Raw genomic sequence first — 20,461 nt, forward strand, 5'->3', positions numbered from 1 at the left:
GGCCTTATCGCGTGAGGCCCCAGCACCGGTACCATGCGTTCAACTCCCGCGCGGAGTTGATCCGTATCTTCGGCAGGTCGGCCTGATCGAAGGTGCGCAGATTTCTGTCCCGGTTTCTCGGGGTGGTGACGGCGATGTGGCGGATCATCTCCCACTTGATGCTGTCCCGGCGGCCCTCCAGCGCGCCGCGCCGTTCCCGTTCGAACAGGGTTCGGCGGAAGTAGCGCAGCAGGCTGAGCGGCATGGGCACATCCAGGTAGATCAGCCCCGTCGCCCGCTGGAAGCGCTGCGGGATGCAGCGTGAGTAGTTGCCCTCCATGACCCACCGCTCGCCGGCGATGGCCGTGTCGTGCAGGGCGATGAACTCGTCGGTCGGCCGCGGCACCCAGTCCGTATCGGGGGCGTGGTACAGCCGGTCGAGATGGACGACGGGAAGGCCGTGCTGCCGCGCGATCGCTTCGGCGAGGGTGGATTTTCCGCTGTTGGACGGCCCGAGGATGCAAATGCGTTGGCCAAGGTCCGAGAGCTGCATGGATTGATACCGTCACAAAACAAAGTCCGGTCGGGCCGCGAGCGTTCGCGGACCCCAACATGGTGCATACGGAGTGTTTCGACACCCGTCCGGCGGTCACTCCGCCTGGGCGAGTTCCTGCGCTGCGGGACGGGGGGCGAGGGCGGCCCGGCCGGTGTCGGTCAAGCGGCAGACCAGCCAGTCGGGCTTCAGCGGGTTGTGGAACCAGCGCTCCGCCCAGCCGGATTTCAGGCAGCTTTCGATGGTCTGGCGCTTGACGCGCTGGCCGTCGCCGTCGAACAGGGGCAGCTTGCCGCCGGGTTGGTCCAGGCCGTTGCGCAGCCACGCCGCCTGCGCCTCGGTGGGGCGGCGTCGGGACGTGGTGCGTCGGGGTGCGGCCATGGTTCGTCGCCTCGAAAGATGTTGCGGCCTGGCTGTTGCGCCCTGGCGGCCTGTGGCAAGATTCGGGCACTCTACATCGAAAGGGTTCGGCCATGGAATTCGTCTTCGCCTACATCACGGCCGGATCGCGGGACGAGGCCCGATGCATCGGCCGTGCGCTGGTCGAGGAGCGGTTGGCCGCCTGCGCCAACATCCTGGACGGAATGACCTCCATCTATCGCTGGCAGGGCGTCATCGAGGAGGCCAATGAGGCGGTGCTGATCGCCAAGACGCGGGCGGAGCTGTTCGACCGGCTGGCCACGCGGGTGCGGGAACTGCACAGCTACGACGTGCCCTGCGTGGTCGAGCTGAGGGTGGGGCGTGGCAACCCGGCCTATCTGGACTGGCTGCGCGACGAGACCGCCTGAGCCCCGCTGCCGGCCGCCGCATGCCCGCCATGACGGCGGCGCATTGGACCGCCTCCGACCCGCGTGCCACCTTCGCGAAGGTTGCTTTCAAGCGCAAATCATCCGGATGCGGAGAATTTCCATGACCGACACATCGGCGCGTCTGTCGATCGGCTTTTCCTGGGTCGGCCACGCGCTGATGCACATCGTGACGGCCCTGTTCCTGACGGTCGTCCTGGTGCTGGAGCGGGAATGGAAGCTGCCCTACGACGAACTGATCCGTCTGTGGACGCTCGGCGCGCTGATGATCGGCGTCGGCGCGCCGCTGGCCGGCTGGCTGGGCGACCGCTGGAGCGAATGCCGGATGATGGCGGTCTTCTTCCTGCTGACCGGGGCGGGGACCATCGCCTGCGGCCTGACCGACGGTCCGGAGGCTCTGCTGTGGGCGCTGGCGGTTCTCGGGCTCGGTTCCTCCATCTACCACCCGGTGGGCATGGCCTGGATGGTCAAGAACGCCACCAACCGCGGCAAGGCGCTCGGCTACCAGGGCATTTTCGGCACCATCGGCATCGCCTCGGCGGCGGTGGTGGCGGGCGGCCTGACGGAATGGCTGGGCTGGCGCTCGGCCTTCCTGATCCCGGGAGCGATCTGCCTGGGGCTGGGCGTCGTGCTTGCCCTGCTGATCGCGCTGGGCAAGGTGGAGGATCGCCAGGGCGACGTGAAGCCGATCCCCAAGGCGTCGCGCGGCGACGTGATCCGCGCCTTCTTCGTGCTGTCGGTGACGATGGTCTGCGCCGGGCTGATGTTCAACGCCATGCAGGTGGTGCTGCCCAAGCTGTTCGAGGCGCGGCTGAGCGACCTGCTGGGCGGCAGCACGCTGGGCGTCGGCGGCGTGGTGACGGCGGTCTATCTGTTCGCCGCCCTGCCGCAGCTCATCGGCGGGCATCTGGCGGACAAGTACCCGCTGAAGCGCATCTACACCCTGTGCCTGCTGGTCCAGGTGCCGATGATGGCGGCGGTGGCGGTCCTGGCCGACCTGCCGCTGGTCGGTGCGGCGGCGCTGGTCGTCGTCGCCTCCCAGGTGCAGATCCCAGCGGAGAATCTTCTGCTCGCCCGCTACACGCCGGAGAGGCACCGCGGGCTGGCCTATGGCGCCAAGTTCATCCTGTCCTTCGGCGCCGGTCCGCTGGCCGTGCAGCTCGTCGCCCTGGTCTATGAGCGGACGGGCGAGTTCGTGATGCTCTACGTCACGCTGTCGGTTCTGGCGCTGGTCGCCTTCGCGGCGGCGCTGCTGTTGCCGCGCGACCGGGATGTTCCGGTCAAGTCCGCCGCGGCCCCTATGGCGGCAGCGGAGTAACGGCTCACATTTTGTCCGGCAGGCTGGGGTGGGGCGCGTCGCCGGGCAGATCGGCGACCACCGTCCACCCGGTCCAGGTCAGGAGCCACGCGTCGCCGACCCCGGCGGCGCGGATCTCGGCCAAGCGGCGCAGGGCGGTCGGCCGGTCCTCCGGCGGCAGGACGAGGCGGTGGATGCGCCGGCCCTGCACGTCGGCCGCCACGATGTCGGCCTCCGGATGGCCCAGCCGCGCGCGCTGGGCTTCCGCCTGTCCACGCTTGGAAAAGCTGCCCGCCACCACGAGGAAGCGCCGTTCGGTGGGGCGCGGCATCGGCGGGCTCGCGGCGATCTCCACCTCCGCCGTCACGGGAAGCGGTGCGGGCGGTGGCGGAGTGGGGACCGGCGAAGGTTCCGGCTCGGGAAGGGGGACCGGCACGCTCTCGGCGCTGCGGACCACCGGCACGATCACCGGCTTGCAGACATAGCCCTGGCTCAGGACGCGGAAGGTCGCGCAATCCTGCTGCAGCATCGCCGACAGCATGTGGTCGGTGCTGCTCTTGCTGGTGCCGACATACAGCAGCCCGTCGACCGCGAAGGACGCGGCGGTCATTGCCACCGGCGCCCCCGCGCAGCCGCCCAGCCCCAGCAGCGCGACCGCCGCCACTCCCCGCCTGAGCCGTCCGCTCATGCCCCGCTTCCCCGCCCTGTTCGCGTCAGGGTCGGTGCTATGACCTGCGGAGGTCAATGGAACGGCCAGCGCTCAGCCCTTCGCGTCATGTCTACCTCTTGCGTGGTATCCCCCGTCCGCCGGGGCGGACGGGGGGAGGCTGACATCAGGCGGCGGACAGCGCGCGGTCGAGGTCGGCGATGATGTCCTCAACGCTCTCCAGGCCGATGGACAGGCGCAGCACGTCCGGGCCGGCGCCCGCCTGGGCCTGACCTTCCGGCGACAGCTGGCGGTGCGTGGTCGAGGAGGGGTGGATGATCAGCGACCGGCTGTCGCCGATGTTGGCGAGGTGGCTGAGGAGCTGGACATTCTCCACCACCTTCACGCCGGTGTCGAAGCCGCCCTTGACGCCGAAGGTCAGCACGGCGCCGGCACCCTTGGGCAGGTACTTCTTGGCGAGCGCGTTGTACTTGGACGACTCCAGCCCGGCGTAGCTGACCCAGCCCACCGCCGGGTGGCTTTCCAGGAACTGCGCGACCTTCAGGGCGCTGTCGCTGTGGCGCTGCATGCGCAGCGGCAGCGTCTCGATGCCGTTCAGCGTCAGGAAGGCGTTCAGCGGCGCCTGGCTCGGCCCGAGGTCGCGCAGGCCGACGGCGTGGCCGTGGATGGTGAAGGCCAGATGACCGAAGGTCTCCTGGAACTTCAGACCGTGATAGCCGGCGTCCGGCTCCGACAGGGCGGGGAACTTGCCCGACTTGCCCCAGTCGAAGGTGCCGCTGTCGATGACCACGCCGCCGACCGAGGTGCCGTTGCCCGACAGGAACTTCGTCGTGGAGTGCACGACCAGCGTGGCGCCCCACTGGATCGGGTTGATCAGGTACGGCGTCGCCAGCGTGTTGTCGACGATCAGCGGAATGCCGGCCTCGTCGGCGATCTTGGCGATGGCCTCAAGGTCGGTGACCACACCGCCGGGGTTGGCGAGGCTTTCCACGAAGATCGCCTTGGTCTTCGCGGTGATGGCGGCGCGGACGTTCTCCGGCTGGTCGGTGTCCACGAAGACGGACTTCCAGCCGAAGGCGCGCGGGAAGCTGGTGCCGAGCTGGTTGAGCGTGCCGCCGTACAGCTTGCGCGAGGCGACGATCTCGTCGCCCGGCTCCATCAGCGGGAACAGGGCGAGCAGCTGCGCGGCGTGGCCGGAGGAGGTGGCCGTGGCTCCGGCGCCGCCTTCCAGGTTGGCGAGCCGCTCCTCCAGCACCGACACCGTCGGGTTGGTCAGGCGGGAGTAGATGAAGCCGACCTTCTGGAGGTTGAACAGCGAGGCCGCGTCGTCCACGTCGTCGAAGACGAAGCTGGTCGTCTGGTAGATCGGCGTCTGGCGCGCCCCGGTGGCGGGGTCGGGGGCGGCGCCGGCGTGGATGGCGCGGGTCTCGAAACCGAAGGACTTCTGCTCGCTCATAATGGCTTCCTCTGCTTTTTACATCAGTTTTTTGAAGGATTTGGCCGGTGCGGCCTTCTTGGACGTCAGGATGTTGGAGTTGACGCCGATGCGCCCGATCTCGTGGAACAGGCGCTGAAGCTCGATCTTGGGGCAGCGGTTCATGACCACGGTCAGCCCCGCCGCCTCGGCCCGCGCCGCCGCCTCGTCGTTGCGCACGCCGAGCTGCATCCACACCACCTTGGCGCCGACGGCGATGGCCTCGTCCGTCACGCCCGCGGCGGCGGTGGCGTTGCGGAAGACGTCCACCATGTCCGGCGGCTCCGGCAGCTCCGACAGGCTGGCGTAGACCCGCTCGCCGAGGATGGTCTGCCCGGCCAGCTTCGGGTTGACGGGAATGACCCGGTAGCCTTTGTCGCGCAGGTACTTCAGCACGATGAAGCTGGCCTTCACCGGGTCGTTCGACGCGCCGACCAGGGCGATGGTCTTCACCCGGTCCAGAACGCCGCGGATGAAGTCGTCGCTGTAGCCGTCGTGCGAGGGGGCGGGGCCGCTCATTGGCCGCACCACACCGGAGGGCGCTTCTGCAGGAAGGCGTCGATGCCCTCCTCGGCGTCGCGGGCCAGCATGTTCTCGGTCATCACGCGGGCGGCGTAGGCGTAGGCCTCCTCCACGTCCAGCTCGATCTGGCGATAGAAGGCCTCCTTGCCGATGGCGAGCGTCAACGGCGACTTTGCGGCGATCTTGCCCGCAGCCTCCGCCACCACGGCGTCGAGCCGGTCGGCCGGCACCGCGCGGTTGACGAGGCCGATGCGCGCCGCCTCATCGGCGCCGATCAGGTCGCCGAGCAGCAGCATCTCCATGGCCGCCTTGCGGCCCACGGCGCGGCTCAGCGCCACCATGGGGGTGGAGCAGAACAGGCCGATGTTCACGCCCGGCGTGGCGAATCGCGCCGTGTCGGCGCAATAGGCGAGGTCGCAGGTGGCGACGAGCTGGCAACCCGCCGCCGTGGCGATGCCGTGGACCTTGGCGATCACCGGCTGGCGGATGCGGCTGACCGTCAGCATCAGTTTGGAGCACTGGACGAACAGCGATTCATAGGCCGCGCGGTCGGGGTTGGCGCGCATCTCCTTGAGGTCGTGCCCGGCGCAGAAGGCCGACCCGGCCCCGGACAGCACCACGGCGCGGACCGTGGAGTCCTGGTGGATGGCGTCCAGTTCCGCCTGCAGCGCGCCCATCAGCCCGACGGACAGGGCGTTGCGCGCCTGCGGGCGGTTCAGCGTCAGGGTCGCGACCCCGTCGCGATCCTCGCGGAGAACCAGCGGCGCGTCGTCGCTGTTCGGGACCCTGGCGGCGGGTGGGGTGTCGTTCATCGCTGTCCAATCCTCCCGGATGTTTTGATCGTTGGCGGGAACAGTACCCCGACCGCTCCCGCCACGGAACCGGGTGTGTGGTCTGTTCATCTAACGGTGCCAGGGCGGATAACTCAACCTATTTGTTGATCGAATTTGTAGATTTAAAGCCGCCTGATGTTGGGTGGTTGTGTGAAAATGGCGCGCCGCCGTGAGGCGCTTGGCGGGCCGGACGATGTCCGCCATGATCGGGGCTCCATAAGAAGAGCCATGGGTGAGGGAATGAGCGCGCCGGTCGTGTCCGCCGAGGAACTGGAAGCCCTGATTCGCGAGGGCGTGCCGCTGGTCGGCAATTACGGGATCACCATCGAGCAGCTCGGCGCCGGGACCGTGCGCATGAAGCTGCCCTACAACGACAGTTTCGTCCGTCCCGGCGGCACGGTGACCGGGCCGGCGATGTTTGGGCTGGCCGACGTGGCGCTCTACGCGGCGGTGCTCAGCCTGATCGGGCGGGTGGAACTGGCCGTGACCACCAGCATGACCATCAACTTCCTGCGCCGCCCGGCGCCGGTCGCCATCACCGCCGACTGCCGAATCCTGAAGATGGGCAAGCGCCTGGCCTACGGCGAGGTCCTGCTGTTCTCCGAGGGCGATCCGGAGCCCGTCGCCCACGCCACCGGCACCTATTCGATTCCGCCGCACGACCCGGTGACGCTCGCGGTATCTGGATACCACGATCCGGAAAGCGCCTGAAAACGCCAATGATATCAACGGCTTTGCTTTCACGGTAAAATGATACCGCGACCGTAGGTCGTTGATGCGAAACGGATATTTTTCCGTTGACAGAGTCCCCCTGCGCTGCGTACAAAACCGGCCGCTTCGGCGCCCCGGGGATTGAACGTCCAGTTTCGGTGGCCCGCCGATCCACGTTTAGTCAACGAGTGTGGCGATGAAGACCTTCAATCTGAAGCCGACCGACATCGAGAAGAAGTGGTACGTCGTCGATGCCGACGGCCTCGTTCTCGGCCGGCTTGCCAGCATCCTGGCGAACATCCTGCGCGGCAAGAACAAGCCGACCTTCACCCCGCACATGGATTGCGGCGACCATGTCGTCGTGATCAACGCGGAGAAGGTCAAGCTGACCGGCAACAAGCGCCAGGACGACATCTTCTACTGGCACACCGGTTATCCGGGCGGCATCAAGGGCCGTTCCAAGGGCCAGATCCTGGACGGCAAGTACCCGGAGCGCGTGATCGAGAAGGCCGTGGAGCGCATGGTTCCGCGCGGTCCGCTCGGCCGCAAGGTGATGACCCACCTGAAGGTCTACAAGGGCGCCGCCCACCCGCACGAGGCGCAGCAGCCGGTCGCTCTCGACGTTGCGGCCATGAACCCGAAGAATAAGCGGAGCGCGTAATCCAATGGCTCAGGTTACCACCACCCTTTCCGGCCTGAAGGACATCGCTGCCGCTCCGGCCGCCGCCTCCGCCGAAGTGGTCGCCCCGAAGCTGGACGCCCAGGGCCGCGCCTACGCCACCGGCAAGCGCAAGGACGCCGTCGCCCGCGTGTGGATCAAGCCGGGCTCCGGCAAGATCGTCATCAACGGCCGCGACCAGGAAGTCTACTTCGCCCGCCCGGTGCTGCGCATGATGATCGCCCAGCCCTTCGGCATCACCGACCGCGCCGACCAGTTCGACGTGATGGTCACGGTGGCCGGCGGTGGTCTGTCCGGTCAGGCCGGCGCGGTCCGTCACGGCATCTCCAAGGCGCTGACCTACTTCGAGCCGGCGCTCCGTCCGCCGCTGAAGGCCGCCGGCTTCCTGACCCGCGACGCCCGCGTCGTCGAGCGTAAGAAGTACGGCAAGGCCAAGGCCCGCCGCAGCTTCCAGTTCTCGAAGCGCTAAAGCCTACCGCGGACCCGCGTTACTGCTGTACAAGCGAGGGGCGTCCCGACGGGGCGCCCCTTTCTTGATTCAGGTCTGTTTCATTCGTCTTCACCGTTCCGTGCCCATCCCCGTGCGTCAAAAGGAACAGCGTCCATGGCCAACAGCACTTCCCCCATCCGCGTCGGCATTCTCGGCGCGTCCGGTTACACCGGCGCCGAGCTGGTGCGCATGCTTCTGCGCCATCCCGGCGTGGAGATCTGCGCGCTGACGGCCGAGCGACAGGCGGGGAAGCCCATGGCGGAGGTGTTCCCACATCTGGGCCAGTTCAACCTGCCCGGCCTCGTGAAGATCGAGGAGGTCGCCTGGGACAAGCTGGACGCCGTCTTCTGCGCCCTGCCGCACGGCACCACGCAGGAGGTCATCGCCGGCCTGCCGCGCCACATCAAGGTGGTGGACCTGTCCGCCGACTTCCGCCTGTCCGACCCCGCCGAATACGCCACCTGGTACGGGCATGAGCACCGCGCCGTGGAGCTTCAGAAGGAGGTCGCCTACGGCCTGACCGAGTTCAACCGGCAGGGCGTGCGCAAGGCCCGCGTGGTCGCCAACCCCGGCTGCTACCCGACCTGCTCGCTGCTGGCCCTGCTGCCGCTGCTGATGGACGAGATGATCGAGCCGGGCGGCATCGTGATCGACGCCAAGTCGGGCGTCTCCGGCGCCGGGCGCGACGCCAAGCAGCAGAACCTCTTCACCGAGGTGTCGGAGGGCTTCAACGCCTACGGCGTCGGCCACCACCGCCACATGCCGGAGATCGAGCAGGAATTGCGGCTGGCCGCCGGGCGCCCGGTGACGGTCAGCTTCACGCCGCACCTCGTCCCGATGAACCGCGGCATGATGGCGACGATCTACGTCCGCATGGCCGACGGGGTGACCGCCGACGACCTGCGCGCCACCCTGACCACGCGCTACGAATCGGAGCCTTTCGTGAACGTCACGGCGGCGGGCATCGCCCCGGCGACCCGCCACGTCCGCGCCTCCAACCAGGCGCTGATCGGCGTCTTCCCCGACCGCACCCCGCGCGGCGCCATCATCGTCTCGGTCATCGACAATCTGGTGAAGGGCGCCTCCGGCCAAGCCATCCAGAACATGAACGTCATGTTCGGCCTGGGCGAGACGACCGGGCTGGAGCAGGCCCCGCTGTTCCCGTGACCGAAGAGAAACAGCCTGAGGAAAAGTTGCCCGCGATGTCCGGCCTGATATTGCCCTTCCAGGGCACACATCCGAAGATCGACCCGAGCGTCTATGTGGCGCCGACGGCCTCGGTCATCGGCGACGTGGAGATCGGGCCGGGCAGCAGTGTCTGGTTCGGCTGCACGATCCGCGGCGACGTGAACGAGATCCGAATCGGTGCCCGCACCAACATCCAGGACGGCACCGTCATCCATGTCGCTTCGGCGGGGCAGGGGACCTACATCGGTGACGACGTGTCGATCGGCCACATGGCCCTGTTGCACGCCTGCACGCTGGAGAGCGGCTGCTTCATCGGCATGCAGGCCTGCGTCATGGACGGGGCCTACGTCGAGTCGGGGGCCATGGTGGCTGCCGGGGCCCTGGTGACCCCTGGGAAGCGTGTGGCCGCCGGGCAACTTTGGGCCGGAAGTCCCGCAAGACCTGTGCGTGCACTAACGGAAAAGGACACATCTTTCTTCCCGGTAAACGTCCGAAACTACGTGCGGCTTGCTCAAATCTACAGAGAGGGCTAATACCTCTTTAGTGCGTCGCAGCACTGTGGCATACTAGCAACAGTGACACCGGCACGAAACGTGTAGGACTTCCGGAGGGTATGTTTGTACGTGGACAAACCCCACATGTTTCGCGTTTTGTCACGTTACATGCACGCGATATGTCCTATCGTTTGTGCGATTCGTCCTCCGCGAACCAAGCGGTAGGGAGTGTGTCTCTAAGGGAGTGGAGAAATGAACAGCTTCTTCCGCGCTACCATGGCCGTCGTGCCGGCCGCCGTCGTCGCCTTCGGCCTGACCGCCGGGGCTCAGGCCCAGAGCGCCGACACCGCCGAGTGGTGCAACCCGGTCATTGGCTGGAACAACACCCCGGTCCGCACGGCGGATGGCGGCTACGCCATCCACCAGGGCAGCTACAAGTGCCCGCCGGCCGCCGCTCCGGCGGTTGCCCCGGCCCCGGCCGCCCGCGCCCAGACCGAATACCTGGTCTTCTTCGACTGGGATAAGGCCAACGTCACCCCGGCCGCCGACCGCGTGATCGGCGATGCGGCCGCTGCCATCGGCAAGGGCGCCAACGCCCGCGTCCATGTCGTCGGCCACACCGACACCTCGGGTTCGCCGGCCTACAACCAGCGTCTGTCGGTGCGTCGCGCCGAGGCGGTGAAGCAGGCCCTCGTTTCCAAGGGCATCGCCGCCGGCGCCATCACCACCGAGGGCAAGGGCGAGAGCCAGCTCCTGGTGCAGACCGGCCCGAACGTCCGCGAGCCGTCCAACCGTCGTGCGCAGATCCTGCCGCGCGGTGCGAACGCCCCGTCGTCGTAAGGCGCAGGTTCCCTTTCGGGACACCAACCCCGGACCTCGGTCCGGGGTACTCGCCGATAAAGGAAAAGGCCCCGGACAATCGTCCGGGGCCTTTTCTTATGGGCCGTCTGTTGTGGACCGTCACGTCAACGGTGCCGGGCTTCCGGAGAGCGGCGGACCGCCCTCCGGAAGGCGGGATATCAGACGATGCGCACCTTGGCGTAGGAGCCGGGGGCGTCTTCCAGAACGGGCAGTCCACCCTTTTCCGGATTGCGCGCCGGGACCTTGCCGTCGGAGAAGGTGGAAACCCAGTTGTTCCACTCCGGCCACCAGGAGCCGGGAGTCTGCTGCGACGACGCCAGCCAGTCGTCCGAGGCCTTCGGCAGCTTGGTGTTGGTCCAGTAGCAGTACTTGCCGGCGGCCGGCGGGTTCACCACGCCGGCGATGTGACCGGAGGCCGCCAGCACGAACTTGACCGGACCGGAGAAGAGATGGGCGCCCATGTAGGTGGACTTCCACGGCGCGATGTGGTCCTCGCGGGCCGACAGGAAGAAGGACGGAGTCTTCACGTTGCGCAGGTCGATCGGCACTCCGCCCAACGACACCGCGCCCGGCTGCGCCAGAAGGTTCTTCTGGTACATGTTGCGCAGGTAGAAGCTGTGCATCGCCGCCGGCATGCGGGTCGAATCGCTGTTCCAGTAGAGCAGGTCGAACGGGAACGGGTCCTTGCCGAGCAGGTAGTTGTTCACGACGAACGACCAGATCAGGTCGTTGGCGCGCAGCATGTTGAAGGTGGTCGCCATCTTCGAGCCGTCCAGGTAGCCCTGCTGGGCCATCTGGCTCTCGATCATGGTGAGCTGCTCCTCGTCGATGAAGACCGACAGCTCGCCCGCTTCGGTAAAGTCCAGCATGGTGGTGAAGAAGGTGGCCGACTTGATGCGGTCGTCCTTCTTGGCCGCCATGTAGGACAGGGTGGAGGCGAGCAGCGTGCCGCCCAGGCAATAGCCGATGGCGTTCACGTCCTTCTCGCCGGTCACCTTCTCGATGGCGTCCAGCGCGGCCAGAACGCCTTCGAACATATAGTCTTCGAAGCCCTTCTGAGCCAGCTTCTCATCCGGGTTGACCCAGGACAGGATGAAGACGGTATGGCCCTGGTCCACCGCCCACTTGATGAAGCTGTTCTTCTCGCGCAGATCCAGGATGTAATACTTGTTGATCCAGGGCGGCACGATCATCAGCGGGCGCTTGTTCACGTCCGGCGTGGTCGGGGTGTACTGGATAAGCTGCATCAGATCGGTCTGGAAGACGACCTTGCCCGGGGTGACGGCGATGTTCTTACCGACCTGGAAGGCGTCGTAATCGGTCATGGAGATGCGCAGCTCGCCCTTGCCGCGCTCCAGGTCCTTCAGCAGGTGCTCCAGGCCCTTGACGAGGTTCTCGCCGCCCGTCTCGATGGTCGTGCGCAGCACCTCCGGGTTCGTCATGACGAAGTTGGAGGGCGCCATCGCGTCGACGAACTGGCGGGTGTAGAAGTCGACCTTCTTGGCCGTGTGGTCGTCCAGCCCGTCCACCTCGTTGACCGTCGACTGCATCCACCGCGCCGACAGCAGGTAGGACTGCTTGATGAAGTCGAACAGGGTGTTCTCGTCCCAGGCCGAATCCTTGAAGCGGCGGTCGTCCTTGGCCGGGGCGATGACCGGCTGGGACTCCTGACCGAAGAAGCGCTGGGTGGTGCGCTGCCAAAGGGTCAGGTAGTCCTGCCACAGCGTCATCTGCGCCTTCATCAGCTTGGCCGGGTCGGCCATCATGCGCGTGGTCATCTCCAGGAACGCATGGCCGACGCCCATCGGGTCGGGATTCTTCGCGCCGACGCCGTCCGAGGCCTGACGGGACAGGAAGTCGGTGACCAGCCGCTGGCTCTGCTCGGCGATGCGGGTCATCGCCCGCGACATCTCCACCGGGTCGGGAAGCTTGACGTCAGGGGCCTGGTTTTCGGCCATTGGTGCGGTCCTTCTTCTTTAGGCGAGTTTTAGGCTTCAGGAGGGACGTTGTGCGGTTTATACAGTGCCTGCCGGAAGTCTGTTCGGTCGGAGTGCGTTCCGGTCCTGGCATCCCGGACAGCTTATGCCATGTCCGTTCGAGCCGGGGTCCGTCATACACCTCTCGTATGAAGATTTCATTTCGCCCACCACCGTTCAAGCGGCCGGATGGGTTCGGATGTGGGGTTCGCAGAATGGAAACGGGTATCCGACGCGGCGTGGTGGCGAAGACGGGCCGGCTTGGGCCGGCGCTGTCCGTCCTGGTTGTCCTGGGGTTGTCCGCCTGTAGCAACCACGTGCTCGACACCGGGCTGATCGGCGCCGTGACCGGGCGCGACGTGCCCAGCCAGGAGTCGCCGGTGCGCGGCATGTCCGGCGAGAACCGGGAATACCCCAACCTCGGCACCGTCCCGCCGCGTCCCACCGACCTGCGGACGGAAGCGCAGCGCCAGCAGGATCTCGACCGTCTGGCCAAGGACCGCGAGGCCGCCAAGACCATGCTGCCAACCCCCATGGACGCTCCCCCGCCGCCGGACATCACGCCTGGACAGCCAAGCGCCGGGAAGCCCGCCCCCGGAAAGCCCAATTAAGGGCAGGGGTGTAGCAAAGGGCTGACGCCGCCAGTAATCCGTAAGTATACCTATGCGAAGCGTCCTTCGGCCTTTGATGGCGTCGCTTCGAAGGAAAGGGACGCGCCGGTCTTCGTCCGGTCGATGCGCAGTTCCGATGGCGGTGGCGCGGACCACGGAGCACCCATTGCTGCTGCCAAGGCGGAAAAACTACGTCCTGCGGTGGCGTGTCCGCAACAGATTTTAAAACTGCGACTATTTGGCGCGTCGGCTTCGCTTCACGTCGCGGGGATGGACGTTGCGCGGCCATGGCGCCGCGGCATGACCGCCCTGCGCCGCCCGCGGTTGCTGGAAATCATAAGGCGCCCTTACAATAAGGGATGCTTGATGAATCCCCCTTCGGAATGATCCTGATCGACTGCGCGCGGCTTCTGCGCGCGCGGTTCGACCGTGCCCTGGACGACGCCCGGCTCGGCCTCACGGCGGGGGAGGCGCGGGCTCTGGTCTATGTCTGCCGCCATCCCGGCTCGCGCCAATCGGTGCTGGCGACCCACATGTGGGTGGAGCCGATGACCCTGGTCGGCTTCCTCGACCGGCTGGAGGCGCGCGGGCTGGTGGTCCGCGAGCCGGACCCGGCGGATCGCCGTGCCAAGATCGTCCAGCCGACCCCACAGGCCGAGCCGCTGGCGCTTCAGGTTCTGGAGGCCTTCCGCACCGAACGCGAGTCGGCCATGGCCGACCTCTCGGCGGAGGAGGTGGTCCTGCTCAAGGACATGCTGAACCGCCTGCGCAACCGCATGATCGCCGACGACCGCGGCGGGGCCGGCCAATGAGCCAAGCCTCCGCGCAACCCGCCGCGCCGCCCGCCATGACGGAGACGCGGACCGCCGTCATCGGAACGCTGATCGTCACGCTGGGGCCGCTCAGCCTCGCGCTCTACACGCCGGCCCTGCCGATGCTGGTGGAGGCGTTCCAGACCACCCCGGCGGCGCTGAAGCTGACGCTCTCCGTCTATTTCTTCGGCTTCGCCTTTTCCCAGCTCGCCTGCGGACCGCTGTCCGACGCCTACGGGCGGCGGCCGGTCGCATTGGGCTTCTTCGTCACCTACGTGCTGGGCAGCGTCGTGGCGGCCCTATCGGGCAGCATCGAATGGCTGCTGGTCGGGCGGGCTTTGCAGGGCATCGGGGCGGCGGCGGGGATCGCCATCTCCCGCGCCATCGTGCGCGACCAGTTCACAGGGCAGCGGTCGGCGCGCATCCTGAACCTGATCGGCCTGATGCTGGCCATCGTGCCGGCGGTGGCGCCGACGCTGGGCGGGGTGATCCTGGGCACGGTGGGCTGGCACGCCATCTTCGTGGTGATGACGCTCTACGGCCTCGCCGTGCTGACCGTCTTCGCGCTGGGCACGGCGGAGACCAACCGGACGCGCGACCGCTCGGCGGCCCGGCCCGGCCCGGTGATCCGCAACTACCGCACGCTGCTGACCGACCGGCGCTTCATGCGGGCGGGGCTGGTCCTTGGCACGACGCTGGGTGGCCTCTACACCATGGCGGCGCTGCTGCCCTTCGTGATGATCGAGCGGGTGGGGCTGAGCCCCACCGTCTTCGGCTTCGCCATGCTGCTGCAGACCGGTTCCTACACGCTGGGGGCGACCCTGGCCGGGCGGCTGCTGCGCCGGGTCGACGCGATGCGGCTGATCCCCTACGGGCTGGCCTGCGTGGCCGTGGGCGGGCTCGGCTTCGCCCTGGCCCCCCTGACCGGTGAGCCGACCGTGGCGAGCGTGATGGGGCCGACCGCCGTCTGGGCCTTCGGCATCGCCCTGGTCATGCCCGGCGCCACCAGCGACGCCCTGGCCGGCTTCCCCCGCATGGCCGGAGCGGCCTCGGCGCTGATCGGCTTCATGCAGATCGGCGGCGGGCTGGCCGGCACGGCGGTGGCCGCCCTGTTCGTCGATCCCTACACCGCGACGACGGCCATCATGCCGGGCTTCGCCGCGCTGTCGCTGCTGTCCTACGCGCTGCTGCGCGTGTCGGCGTCCCGGCGCGGCCACCCGGCCAAGCCCGCTCGGCCGGAGGATCTGGAGGTCGCCGTCGACCCCGCCGCCCTGGTCGGCGCCGGCGGCGAGGAGATCGAGGAAGCGCTGCACCAGCGTCGGACGTCCGGCCGCAAGGGAGGCTGAAGACGGACTTCGGCGTCCGGGATGCCATGGGCAGCGCAGGAATGCGGCCGGACGCGAATTTTACCTCGCTTCTGAAGATGCGGGGCGGTAGATAAGTGGTCCCGGTCCGCAAATATGGGTTCGTGGCGTGGCCGGACAAGGCTTCGGAGCGTCCATGAGCGATTCAGAATTCCACCGGATCAAGCGGCTTCCGCCCTACGTCTTCGCCGAAGTGAACGCCATGAAGGCGCGAGCCCGAGCTGCCGGCGAGGACATCATCGACCTCGGCATGGGCAACCCGGACCAGCCGACGCCCCAGCACATCGTCGATAAGCTGATCGAGGCCGTGCGCGATCCCAAGACGCACCGCTACTCGAACTCCCGCGGCATCCCCGGCCTGCGCAAGGCGCACGCGGCCTATTACAAGCGTCGCTTCAACGTGGACGTCGATCCGGAGTCGGAGTGCATCGTCACCATCGGCTCGAAGGAAGGCCTCGCCAACCTCGCCCAGGCGATCACAAGCCCCGGCGACATCATCCTGGTGCCGAACCCCAGCTATCCGATCCATCCCTTCGGCTTCATCCTGGCCGGCGCCTCGGTGCGCCATCTGCCGGTGGGGCAGGCCAACGGCACCTCCACCGACATCGACAGCTTCATGATCATGCTGGAGCGCGCCGTGCGCCACAGCGTGCCGAAGCCGCTGGCGCTGGTGCTGAACTACCCGTCCAACCCGACGGCGGAGGTGGTCGGCCTCGACTTCTACCGCCCGATCGTCGAGTTCTGCCGCAAGCACGGCATCTACATTCTGTCGGATCTGGCCTACGCCGAGGTCTTCTTCGACGGTGAGCCGCCGCCCTCGATCCTGGAGATCCCGGAGGCGCGCGAGGTGGCCGTCGAGTTCACCTCGATGTCGAAGACTTACTCGATGGCCGGCTGGCGCATTGGCTTCGCCACCGGCAACAAGACGCTCATCACCGCGCTGGCCCGCATCAAGTCGTACCTGGACTACGGCGCCTTCACGCCGATCCAGGTCGCCGCGACCGCCGCGCTGAACGGCCCGCAGGAGTGCGTCGAGCAGGTGCGCACCATGTACCGCCAGCGTCGCGACGTGATGATCGAGGGGCTGGCCGCCGCCGGCTGGACGGTGCCGAGCCCGTCGGCCTCGATGTTCGCCTGGGCGCCGATTCCGGAGCCCTTCGCCCATCTCGGCTCGCTGGAATTCTCCAAGCTGCTGCTGCAGGAGGCCAAGGTGGCCGTGGCGCCGGGCATCGGCTTCGGCGAATACGGCGACGGCCATGTCCGTCTGGCGCTGGTGGAGAACGTCCACCGCATCCGCCAGGCGACCCGCAACATCAAGGAGTTCTTCCGCTCCAATGCCGCCGGTGCGGCGGCGAGCAAGGACCCGGCGGCGCGCGCCGCCCTCCTCGATCCGGAGAAAGCGAAAGTCTGATGTCCGACTCCCACAAAACAGGCCCCCTGAAAATCGCCGTCGCGGGCCTGGGCACGGTCGGCGCGGGCGTTCTGAAGCTTCTGGAGCGGCAGGCCGACCTGATCGGGCAGCGCTGCGGCCGCCGCATCGAAGTGGTGGCGGTCAGCGCCCGCTCGCGCGGCAAGGACCGCGGCATCGACCTGTCGGCGGTCGAATGGTACGACGATCCGGTGGCGCTCGCCGCCCATCCCGGCGCGGACGTGGTGGTCGAGCTGATCGGCGGGTCCGAAGGGCCGGCGAAGGAGACCGTCGAGCTGGCGCTGGAGCGGGGACGCCACGTCGTCACCGCCAACAAGGCGCTGCTCGCCCATCACGGCACCGCGCTTGCGGCCAAGGCGGAGGCCGCCGGCCTCGCCATCGGCTTCGAGGCGGCGGTGGCCGGCGGCATCCCGATCATCAAGGGGCTGCGCGAAGGGCTGGCGGGCAACCGGGTGTCGGAGGTGCACGGCATCCTCAACGGCACCTGCAACTACATCCTGACCGAGATGCGCACCACCGGCCGCGATTTTGCGGACGTGCTGGCCGACGCGCAGAAGCTGGGCTACGCGGAAGCCGACCCGAGCTTCGACATCGACGGCGTGGACGCGGCGCACAAGCTGGCGATCCTGACCTCGGTGGCCTTCGGCACGCCGGTGGACTTCAAGAGCGTCCATGTCGAGGGCATCCGCCACGTCTCGGCGGTGGACTTCGACTACGCCGACGCGCTCGGCTACCGGATCAAGCTGCTGGGCATCGCCCGGCGCACCGATCACGGGATCGAGCAGCGCGTGCACCCCTGCATGGTGCCGAAGGCAGCACCCATCGCGGCGGTGGACGGCGTGTTCAACGCCGTGATCGCCCAGGGCGACTTCGTGGACCGCGTGCTGTTCGTCGGCCGCGGCGCCGGCGAGGGGCCGACGGCCTCGGCCGTGGTCGCCGACCTCATCGACATCGCCCGCGGGCGTTCCACCCCCACCTTCGGCGTGCCGGCGGCCCAGCTTTCCGAGGCGCAGCCGTCGCCGATGGAGGCCCGCCGGGGGTCGTACTACGTACGCCTGATGGTCGTGGACCGTCCCGGCGTGATAGCGGATGTTGCGGCGGCGATGCGCGACCAGAACGTCTCCATGGAGCAGTTCCTGCAGCGCGGGCGCGCCCCCGGTGAAGCGGTGCCGGTGGTCCTGACCACCCATGACACCGACGAGGCGGCCATGCAGCGCGCGCTTGCCACCATCGCCGCCAAGGAGTCGGTGGTCGAGCCGCCGCGCATGATCCGCATCGAACAGTTTTGACCGAACCATAGAAGAACCGAGCATCGATTCGGGGGAGAACACCATGTCCGTTCATGTCGACCTGTCCGGTATGGACCGGAACCTGGCTCTGGAAGCCGTCCGCGTCACCGAGGCCGCCGCGCTGTCCGCGTCGCTGCTGATGGGCCGCGGTGACGAGAAGCTTGCCGACCAGGCCGCGGTCGACGCCATGCGCCAGGCGCTCAACACCCTCTACATCGACGGCACCGTCGTGATCGGCGAGGGTGAGCGCGACGAGGCGCCCATGCTCTACATCGGCGAGAAGGTCGGCGCCGGCATCGGCCGCGGGCCGAAGGTCGACATCGCGCTCGACCCGCTGGAAGGCACCACCATCTGCGCCACCGGCGGCCCGAACTCGCTGGCCGTCATCGCCATGGCGGACGAGGGCGGCTTCCTGAACGCGCCCGACGTCTACATGGACAAGATCGCCGTCGGCTCCGGCCTGCCGGAAGGCGTGGTCGATCTCGACGAGACGCCGGCCAACAACCTCAAGGCCCTGGCCAAGGCCAAGGGCACCGAGGTGCAGGAGCTGCTGGTCTGCATCCTGAACCGTCCGCGCCACGCCGAGCTGATCGCCCGCGTCCGCGAGGCCGGCGCGCGCATCATGCTGATCAACGACGGCGACGTGTCGGGCGTGATCGCCACCAGCCAGGCCGGGACCGGCGTCGACATGTATGTCGGCTCCGGCGGCGCGCCGGAAGGCGTTCTGGCCGCGGCGGCGCTGCGCTGCATCGGCGGCCAGTTCCAGGGCCGTCTGCTGTTCCGCAACGACGACGAGAAGGCCCGCGCCGCCCGCTGGGGCGTCAAGGACCTGAACAAGAAGTACAGCCTGACCGAGCTGGCCAGCGGCAACGTCATGTTCGCCGCGACCGGCGTGACCGACGGCGCCATGCTGCGCGGCGTCCGCCGCTTCCCCGGCGGTGCCACCACCCACTCGGTGATCATGCGCTCCAAGTCGGGCACCGTGCGCTACGTCGAGGCGCACCACAACCTGCAGCGCAAGCCGGCCATGGCCTGAGGCTGCTATCCCCTGTTCCTTCTCCCCTCCGGGGAGAAGGTCAGGATGAGGGGGCGGCCGAAGGCCGGAAACGCAGGCTCATCATCGTGCGTGGACGCCCTCCGGGCGCCCCCTCACCCAACCCTCTCCCCAGGGGGGCGAGGGCTTTTAACCCTTCCGCCGCCGTCCCTCGGCGTCGGCGGCCTTCATGGCGGCCAGGACGCGCTGCGGGGTGATCTCGTGCGGCTCGTTGTGGATGGTCTCGCCCTCCGCGCATGCCCGTTCCGCCGCCAGCAGCAGCCGTTCGTCCGACACCCCGCCAAGGCCGATCTCGGCCAGCGTCGTCGGCAGCCCCACCGCCTTGCAGAAGCCATAGACCTCGTCCAGCACCGCCGGCGGCCGGTCGGTCAGGATCAGCAGCGTCAGCGTGCCGAAGGCGACCTTCTCGCCGTGCCAGTAATGGTGCGTTTCCTCCAGCGCGGTCAGGCCGTTGTGGACGGCGTGGGCCGCCGCCAGCCCGCCGCTTTCGAAGCCCAGCCCGCTCAGTAGCGTGTTGGCCTCGACGATGCGCTCCAGCGCCGGGGTGACCACGCCCTGCTCGCAGGCCGATTTGGCGAGCACGCCATACTCCAGCAGCGTGTCGTAGCACAGCCGGGCCAGCGCGAAGGCGGTCATCGGGCCGACGCGACCGGTCATGTTGCCACCGCGCTTGATGCGGCAATCCTCCGCCTCGAACCAGGTGGACAGGGCGTCGCCCATGCCGGAGACGAGGAAGCGCACCGGAGCGCCCGCCACCACGCCGGTGTCGACCAGCACGAGGTCCGGGTTGCGCGGCAGCACGAGGTAGCGCTTGAAGGCTCCCTCTGGCGTGTAGATCACCGACAGGGCGCTGCACGGCGCGTCGGTGGAGGCCAGCGTCGGGACGATGGCGGTGCGCGCGTCCAGCGCGTGGGCGACCGCCTTGGCGGTGTCGAGCGCCTTGCCGCCGCCGATGCCGGCCACGACGTCGGCGCCCATGGCGCGGGCGAGCGCGGTCAGCCGCTCGATCTCATCGTCGGAGCACTCGCCCCGGAATTCCTGGATGTTCAGTTCGACGCGCCCGGCGGCGGCGTCGACCAGCCGGCCTTTCAGCGTCTTCAGGACGAAGCTGTCGGTGACGGCCAGGACCTTCTTGCCCAGCCGGGCCAGATCCTCGCCCAGGCTGTCGAGGGCGCCGTTGCCCTGGACGTAGCGGGCCGGAAAGATCGCCGTGGTGATCATGGTTCCCTCCTCCGCGTGGTGATGACCGCAGTGGAGCAGGGCCTCTCTCCACCCGCAATGACCTGCCTCAAGTTGCGCTGCGGCATGGGCGCCTGCCACCTTTGCGTACAGGCGCAGCGGCGCCGGACCCACTGCGTACCCACCGGGGGAG

The 20,461-nt window shown here is 68.0% G+C and carries 22 protein-coding genes; 14 read left to right on the plus strand and 8 right to left on the minus strand.

All coding sequences use genetic code 11. From position 1 onward, the window contains the following. Positions 1-4: 4 nt before the first annotated feature. On the minus strand, positions 5-532 hold the full coding sequence (locus tag GBZ26_RS01750; protein WP_174437326.1) for an isopentenyl transferase family protein: 528 nt from the start codon (positions 530-532) through the stop codon (positions 5-7). Between the two features lie 96 nt (positions 533-628). Beyond that, complete coding sequence (locus tag GBZ26_RS01755) at positions 629-913, minus strand: hypothetical protein (RefSeq protein ID WP_174437327.1); 285 nt, start codon at positions 911-913, stop codon at positions 629-631. A gap of 92 nt (positions 914-1,005) precedes the next feature. Here GBZ26_RS01755 and cutA point away from each other — a divergent pair, with 92 nt between their 5' ends. Both cutA and GBZ26_RS01765 read left to right on the plus strand, forming a co-directional pair. Continuing rightward, positions 1,006-1,320 carry a divalent-cation tolerance protein CutA gene (gene cutA / locus GBZ26_RS01760; protein WP_174437328.1) on the plus strand — a complete coding sequence of 105 codons (315 nt, stop codon included), beginning with the start codon at positions 1,006-1,008 and terminating at the stop codon, positions 1,318-1,320. 121 nt (positions 1,321-1,441) lie between these two features. Beyond that, positions 1,442-2,656 carry an MFS transporter gene (locus tag GBZ26_RS01765; protein ID WP_174437329.1) on the plus strand — a complete coding sequence of 405 codons (1,215 nt, stop codon included), beginning with the start codon at positions 1,442-1,444 and terminating at the stop codon, positions 2,654-2,656. A 4-nt stretch (positions 2,657-2,660) separates the two neighbouring features. Here GBZ26_RS01765 and GBZ26_RS01770 read toward each other — a convergent pair whose 3' ends face one another. From GBZ26_RS01770 to GBZ26_RS01780, 4 genes are all read right to left on the minus strand, one after another. Next, positions 2,661-3,323 carry an SPOR domain-containing protein gene (locus GBZ26_RS01770; RefSeq protein ID WP_174437330.1) on the minus strand — a complete coding sequence of 221 codons (663 nt, stop codon included), beginning with the start codon at positions 3,321-3,323 and terminating at the stop codon, positions 2,661-2,663. A gap of 145 nt (positions 3,324-3,468) precedes the next feature. Further along, entirely contained in the window at positions 3,469-4,758 is a 1,290-nt protein-coding gene (locus tag GBZ26_RS01775; protein ID WP_038528179.1) for an O-acetylhomoserine aminocarboxypropyltransferase, read from the minus strand. Between the two features lie 18 nt (positions 4,759-4,776). Then, a complete protein-coding gene (locus GBZ26_RS30070; RefSeq protein WP_246653587.1) occupies positions 4,777-5,295 on the minus strand; it encodes a CoA-binding protein in 519 nt (172 codons plus the stop codon). After that, positions 5,292-6,110: an enoyl-CoA hydratase gene (locus GBZ26_RS01780; protein WP_174437331.1), complete on the minus strand. Its 819-nt coding sequence runs from the start codon at positions 6,108-6,110 to the stop codon at positions 5,292-5,294. The genes GBZ26_RS30070 and GBZ26_RS01780 overlap by 4 nt, the downstream gene beginning before the upstream one ends. A 261-nt stretch (positions 6,111-6,371) precedes the next feature. On the opposite strand from GBZ26_RS01780, the gene GBZ26_RS01785 reads away from it, so the two are divergent. From GBZ26_RS01785 to GBZ26_RS01810, 6 genes are all read left to right on the plus strand, one after another. Further along, on the plus strand, positions 6,372-6,842 hold the full coding sequence (locus GBZ26_RS01785; protein ID WP_109070212.1) for a PaaI family thioesterase: 471 nt from the start codon (positions 6,372-6,374) through the stop codon (positions 6,840-6,842). Between the two features lie 196 nt (positions 6,843-7,038). Continuing rightward, positions 7,039-7,503 carry a 50S ribosomal protein L13 gene (gene rplM, locus GBZ26_RS01790; RefSeq protein ID WP_014240247.1) on the plus strand — a complete coding sequence of 155 codons (465 nt, stop codon included), beginning with the start codon at positions 7,039-7,041 and terminating at the stop codon, positions 7,501-7,503. 4 nt (positions 7,504-7,507) lie between these two features. Beyond that, on the plus strand, positions 7,508-7,990 hold the full coding sequence (gene rpsI, locus GBZ26_RS01795) for a 30S ribosomal protein S9 (protein WP_014240248.1): 483 nt from the start codon (positions 7,508-7,510) through the stop codon (positions 7,988-7,990). A 135-nt stretch (positions 7,991-8,125) separates the two neighbouring features. Continuing rightward, entirely contained in the window at positions 8,126-9,178 is a 1,053-nt protein-coding gene (gene argC, locus GBZ26_RS01800) for an N-acetyl-gamma-glutamyl-phosphate reductase (RefSeq protein WP_174437332.1), read from the plus strand. Positions 9,179-9,213: 35 nt separating this feature from the next. Then, positions 9,214-9,732: a gamma carbonic anhydrase family protein gene (locus tag GBZ26_RS01805; RefSeq protein WP_094306453.1), complete on the plus strand. Its 519-nt coding sequence runs from the start codon at positions 9,214-9,216 to the stop codon at positions 9,730-9,732. Between the two features lie 213 nt (positions 9,733-9,945). Then, on the plus strand, positions 9,946-10,533 hold the full coding sequence (locus GBZ26_RS01810) for an OmpA family protein (protein ID WP_174437333.1): 588 nt from the start codon (positions 9,946-9,948) through the stop codon (positions 10,531-10,533). 179 nt (positions 10,534-10,712) lie between these two features. Here the strand turns inward: GBZ26_RS01810 and GBZ26_RS01815 are convergent, their stop codons facing one another. Next, a complete protein-coding gene (locus GBZ26_RS01815) occupies positions 10,713-12,512 on the minus strand; it encodes a PHA/PHB synthase family protein (RefSeq protein WP_174437334.1) in 1,800 nt (599 codons plus the stop codon). 233 nt (positions 12,513-12,745) lie between these two features. On the opposite strand from GBZ26_RS01815, the gene GBZ26_RS01820 reads away from it, so the two are divergent. From GBZ26_RS01820 to glpX, 6 genes are all read left to right on the plus strand, one after another. Then, the gene (locus GBZ26_RS01820) at positions 12,746-13,141 is read left to right on the plus strand and encodes a hypothetical protein (protein WP_174437335.1); all 396 of its coding nucleotides are present in this window, start codon (positions 12,746-12,748) and stop codon (positions 13,139-13,141) included. Between the two features lie 359 nt (positions 13,142-13,500). Next, a complete protein-coding gene (locus tag GBZ26_RS01825) occupies positions 13,501-13,953 on the plus strand; it encodes a MarR family winged helix-turn-helix transcriptional regulator (protein WP_246653589.1) in 453 nt (150 codons plus the stop codon). Beyond that, positions 13,950-15,299, plus strand: a complete 1,350-nt coding sequence (locus GBZ26_RS01830) for a multidrug effflux MFS transporter (RefSeq protein ID WP_174437336.1) — start codon at positions 13,950-13,952, stop codon at positions 15,297-15,299. The genes GBZ26_RS01825 and GBZ26_RS01830 overlap by 4 nt, the downstream gene beginning before the upstream one ends. A 154-nt stretch (positions 15,300-15,453) precedes the next feature. Further along, positions 15,454-16,728: an LL-diaminopimelate aminotransferase gene (locus GBZ26_RS01835; RefSeq protein ID WP_174437337.1), complete on the plus strand. Its 1,275-nt coding sequence runs from the start codon at positions 15,454-15,456 to the stop codon at positions 16,726-16,728. Beyond that, entirely contained in the window at positions 16,728-18,035 is a 1,308-nt protein-coding gene (locus GBZ26_RS01840; protein ID WP_174437338.1) for a homoserine dehydrogenase, read from the plus strand. The genes GBZ26_RS01835 and GBZ26_RS01840 overlap by 1 nt, the downstream gene beginning before the upstream one ends. 43 nt (positions 18,036-18,078) lie before the next feature. Continuing rightward, the gene (glpX, locus tag GBZ26_RS01845) at positions 18,079-19,071 is read left to right on the plus strand and encodes a class II fructose-bisphosphatase (protein ID WP_174437339.1); all 993 of its coding nucleotides are present in this window, start codon (positions 18,079-18,081) and stop codon (positions 19,069-19,071) included. A 147-nt stretch (positions 19,072-19,218) separates the two neighbouring features. Here glpX and GBZ26_RS01850 read toward each other — a convergent pair whose 3' ends face one another. Continuing rightward, a complete protein-coding gene (locus GBZ26_RS01850; protein ID WP_174437340.1) occupies positions 19,219-20,310 on the minus strand; it encodes a glycerol dehydrogenase in 1,092 nt (363 codons plus the stop codon). Positions 20,311-20,461 lie beyond the last annotated feature (151 nt).

It is taken from the genome of Azospirillum formosense, assembly GCF_013340925.1.
GTDB lineage: Bacteria > Pseudomonadota > Alphaproteobacteria > Azospirillales > Azospirillaceae > Azospirillum > Azospirillum formosense.

What these genes read in the sequence shown, in the direction of transcription:
- GBZ26_RS01785 (WP_109070212.1), top strand. Translation starts at nt 6,372, where the DNA reads ATGAGCGCGCCGGTCGTGTCCGCCGAGGAACTGGAAGCCCTGATTCGC.
- rpsI (WP_014240248.1), top strand. Translation starts at nt 7,508, where the DNA reads ATGGCTCAGGTTACCACCACCCTTTCCGGCCTGAAGGACATCGCTGCC.
- GBZ26_RS01835 (WP_174437337.1), top strand. Translation starts at nt 15,454, where the DNA reads ATGAGCGATTCAGAATTCCACCGGATCAAGCGGCTTCCGCCCTACGTC.
- GBZ26_RS01810 (WP_174437333.1), top strand. Translation starts at nt 9,946, where the DNA reads ATGAACAGCTTCTTCCGCGCTACCATGGCCGTCGTGCCGGCCGCCGTC.
- GBZ26_RS01815 (WP_174437334.1), bottom strand. Translation starts at nt 12,512, where the DNA reads ATGGCCGAAAACCAGGCCCCTGACGTCAAGCTTCCCGACCCGGTGGAG.
- GBZ26_RS01805 (WP_094306453.1), top strand. Translation starts at nt 9,214, where the DNA reads ATGTCCGGCCTGATATTGCCCTTCCAGGGCACACATCCGAAGATCGAC.
- cutA (WP_174437328.1), top strand. Translation starts at nt 1,006, where the DNA reads ATGGAATTCGTCTTCGCCTACATCACGGCCGGATCGCGGGACGAGGCC.
- GBZ26_RS01840 (WP_174437338.1), top strand. Translation starts at nt 16,728, where the DNA reads ATGTCCGACTCCCACAAAACAGGCCCCCTGAAAATCGCCGTCGCGGGC.
- GBZ26_RS01830 (WP_174437336.1), top strand. Translation starts at nt 13,950, where the DNA reads ATGAGCCAAGCCTCCGCGCAACCCGCCGCGCCGCCCGCCATGACGGAG.
- GBZ26_RS01820 (WP_174437335.1), top strand. Translation starts at nt 12,746, where the DNA reads ATGGAAACGGGTATCCGACGCGGCGTGGTGGCGAAGACGGGCCGGCTT.
- GBZ26_RS01770 (WP_174437330.1), bottom strand. Translation starts at nt 3,323, where the DNA reads ATGAGCGGACGGCTCAGGCGGGGAGTGGCGGCGGTCGCGCTGCTGGGG.
- GBZ26_RS01825 (WP_246653589.1), top strand. Translation starts at nt 13,501, where the DNA reads ATGCTTGATGAATCCCCCTTCGGAATGATCCTGATCGACTGCGCGCGG.
- GBZ26_RS01755 (WP_174437327.1), bottom strand. Translation starts at nt 913, where the DNA reads ATGGCCGCACCCCGACGCACCACGTCCCGACGCCGCCCCACCGAGGCG.
- GBZ26_RS01850 (WP_174437340.1), bottom strand. Translation starts at nt 20,310, where the DNA reads ATGATCACCACGGCGATCTTTCCGGCCCGCTACGTCCAGGGCAACGGC.
- GBZ26_RS01775 (WP_038528179.1), bottom strand. Translation starts at nt 4,758, where the DNA reads ATGAGCGAGCAGAAGTCCTTCGGTTTCGAGACCCGCGCCATCCACGCC.
- GBZ26_RS01780 (WP_174437331.1), bottom strand. Translation starts at nt 6,110, where the DNA reads ATGAACGACACCCCACCCGCCGCCAGGGTCCCGAACAGCGACGACGCG.
- GBZ26_RS30070 (WP_246653587.1), bottom strand. Translation starts at nt 5,295, where the DNA reads ATGAGCGGCCCCGCCCCCTCGCACGACGGCTACAGCGACGACTTCATC.
- rplM (WP_014240247.1), top strand. Translation starts at nt 7,039, where the DNA reads ATGAAGACCTTCAATCTGAAGCCGACCGACATCGAGAAGAAGTGGTAC.
- GBZ26_RS01765 (WP_174437329.1), top strand. Translation starts at nt 1,442, where the DNA reads ATGACCGACACATCGGCGCGTCTGTCGATCGGCTTTTCCTGGGTCGGC.
- glpX (WP_174437339.1), top strand. Translation starts at nt 18,079, where the DNA reads ATGTCCGTTCATGTCGACCTGTCCGGTATGGACCGGAACCTGGCTCTG.
- GBZ26_RS01750 (WP_174437326.1), bottom strand. Translation starts at nt 532, where the DNA reads ATGCAGCTCTCGGACCTTGGCCAACGCATTTGCATCCTCGGGCCGTCC.
- argC (WP_174437332.1), top strand. Translation starts at nt 8,126, where the DNA reads ATGGCCAACAGCACTTCCCCCATCCGCGTCGGCATTCTCGGCGCGTCC.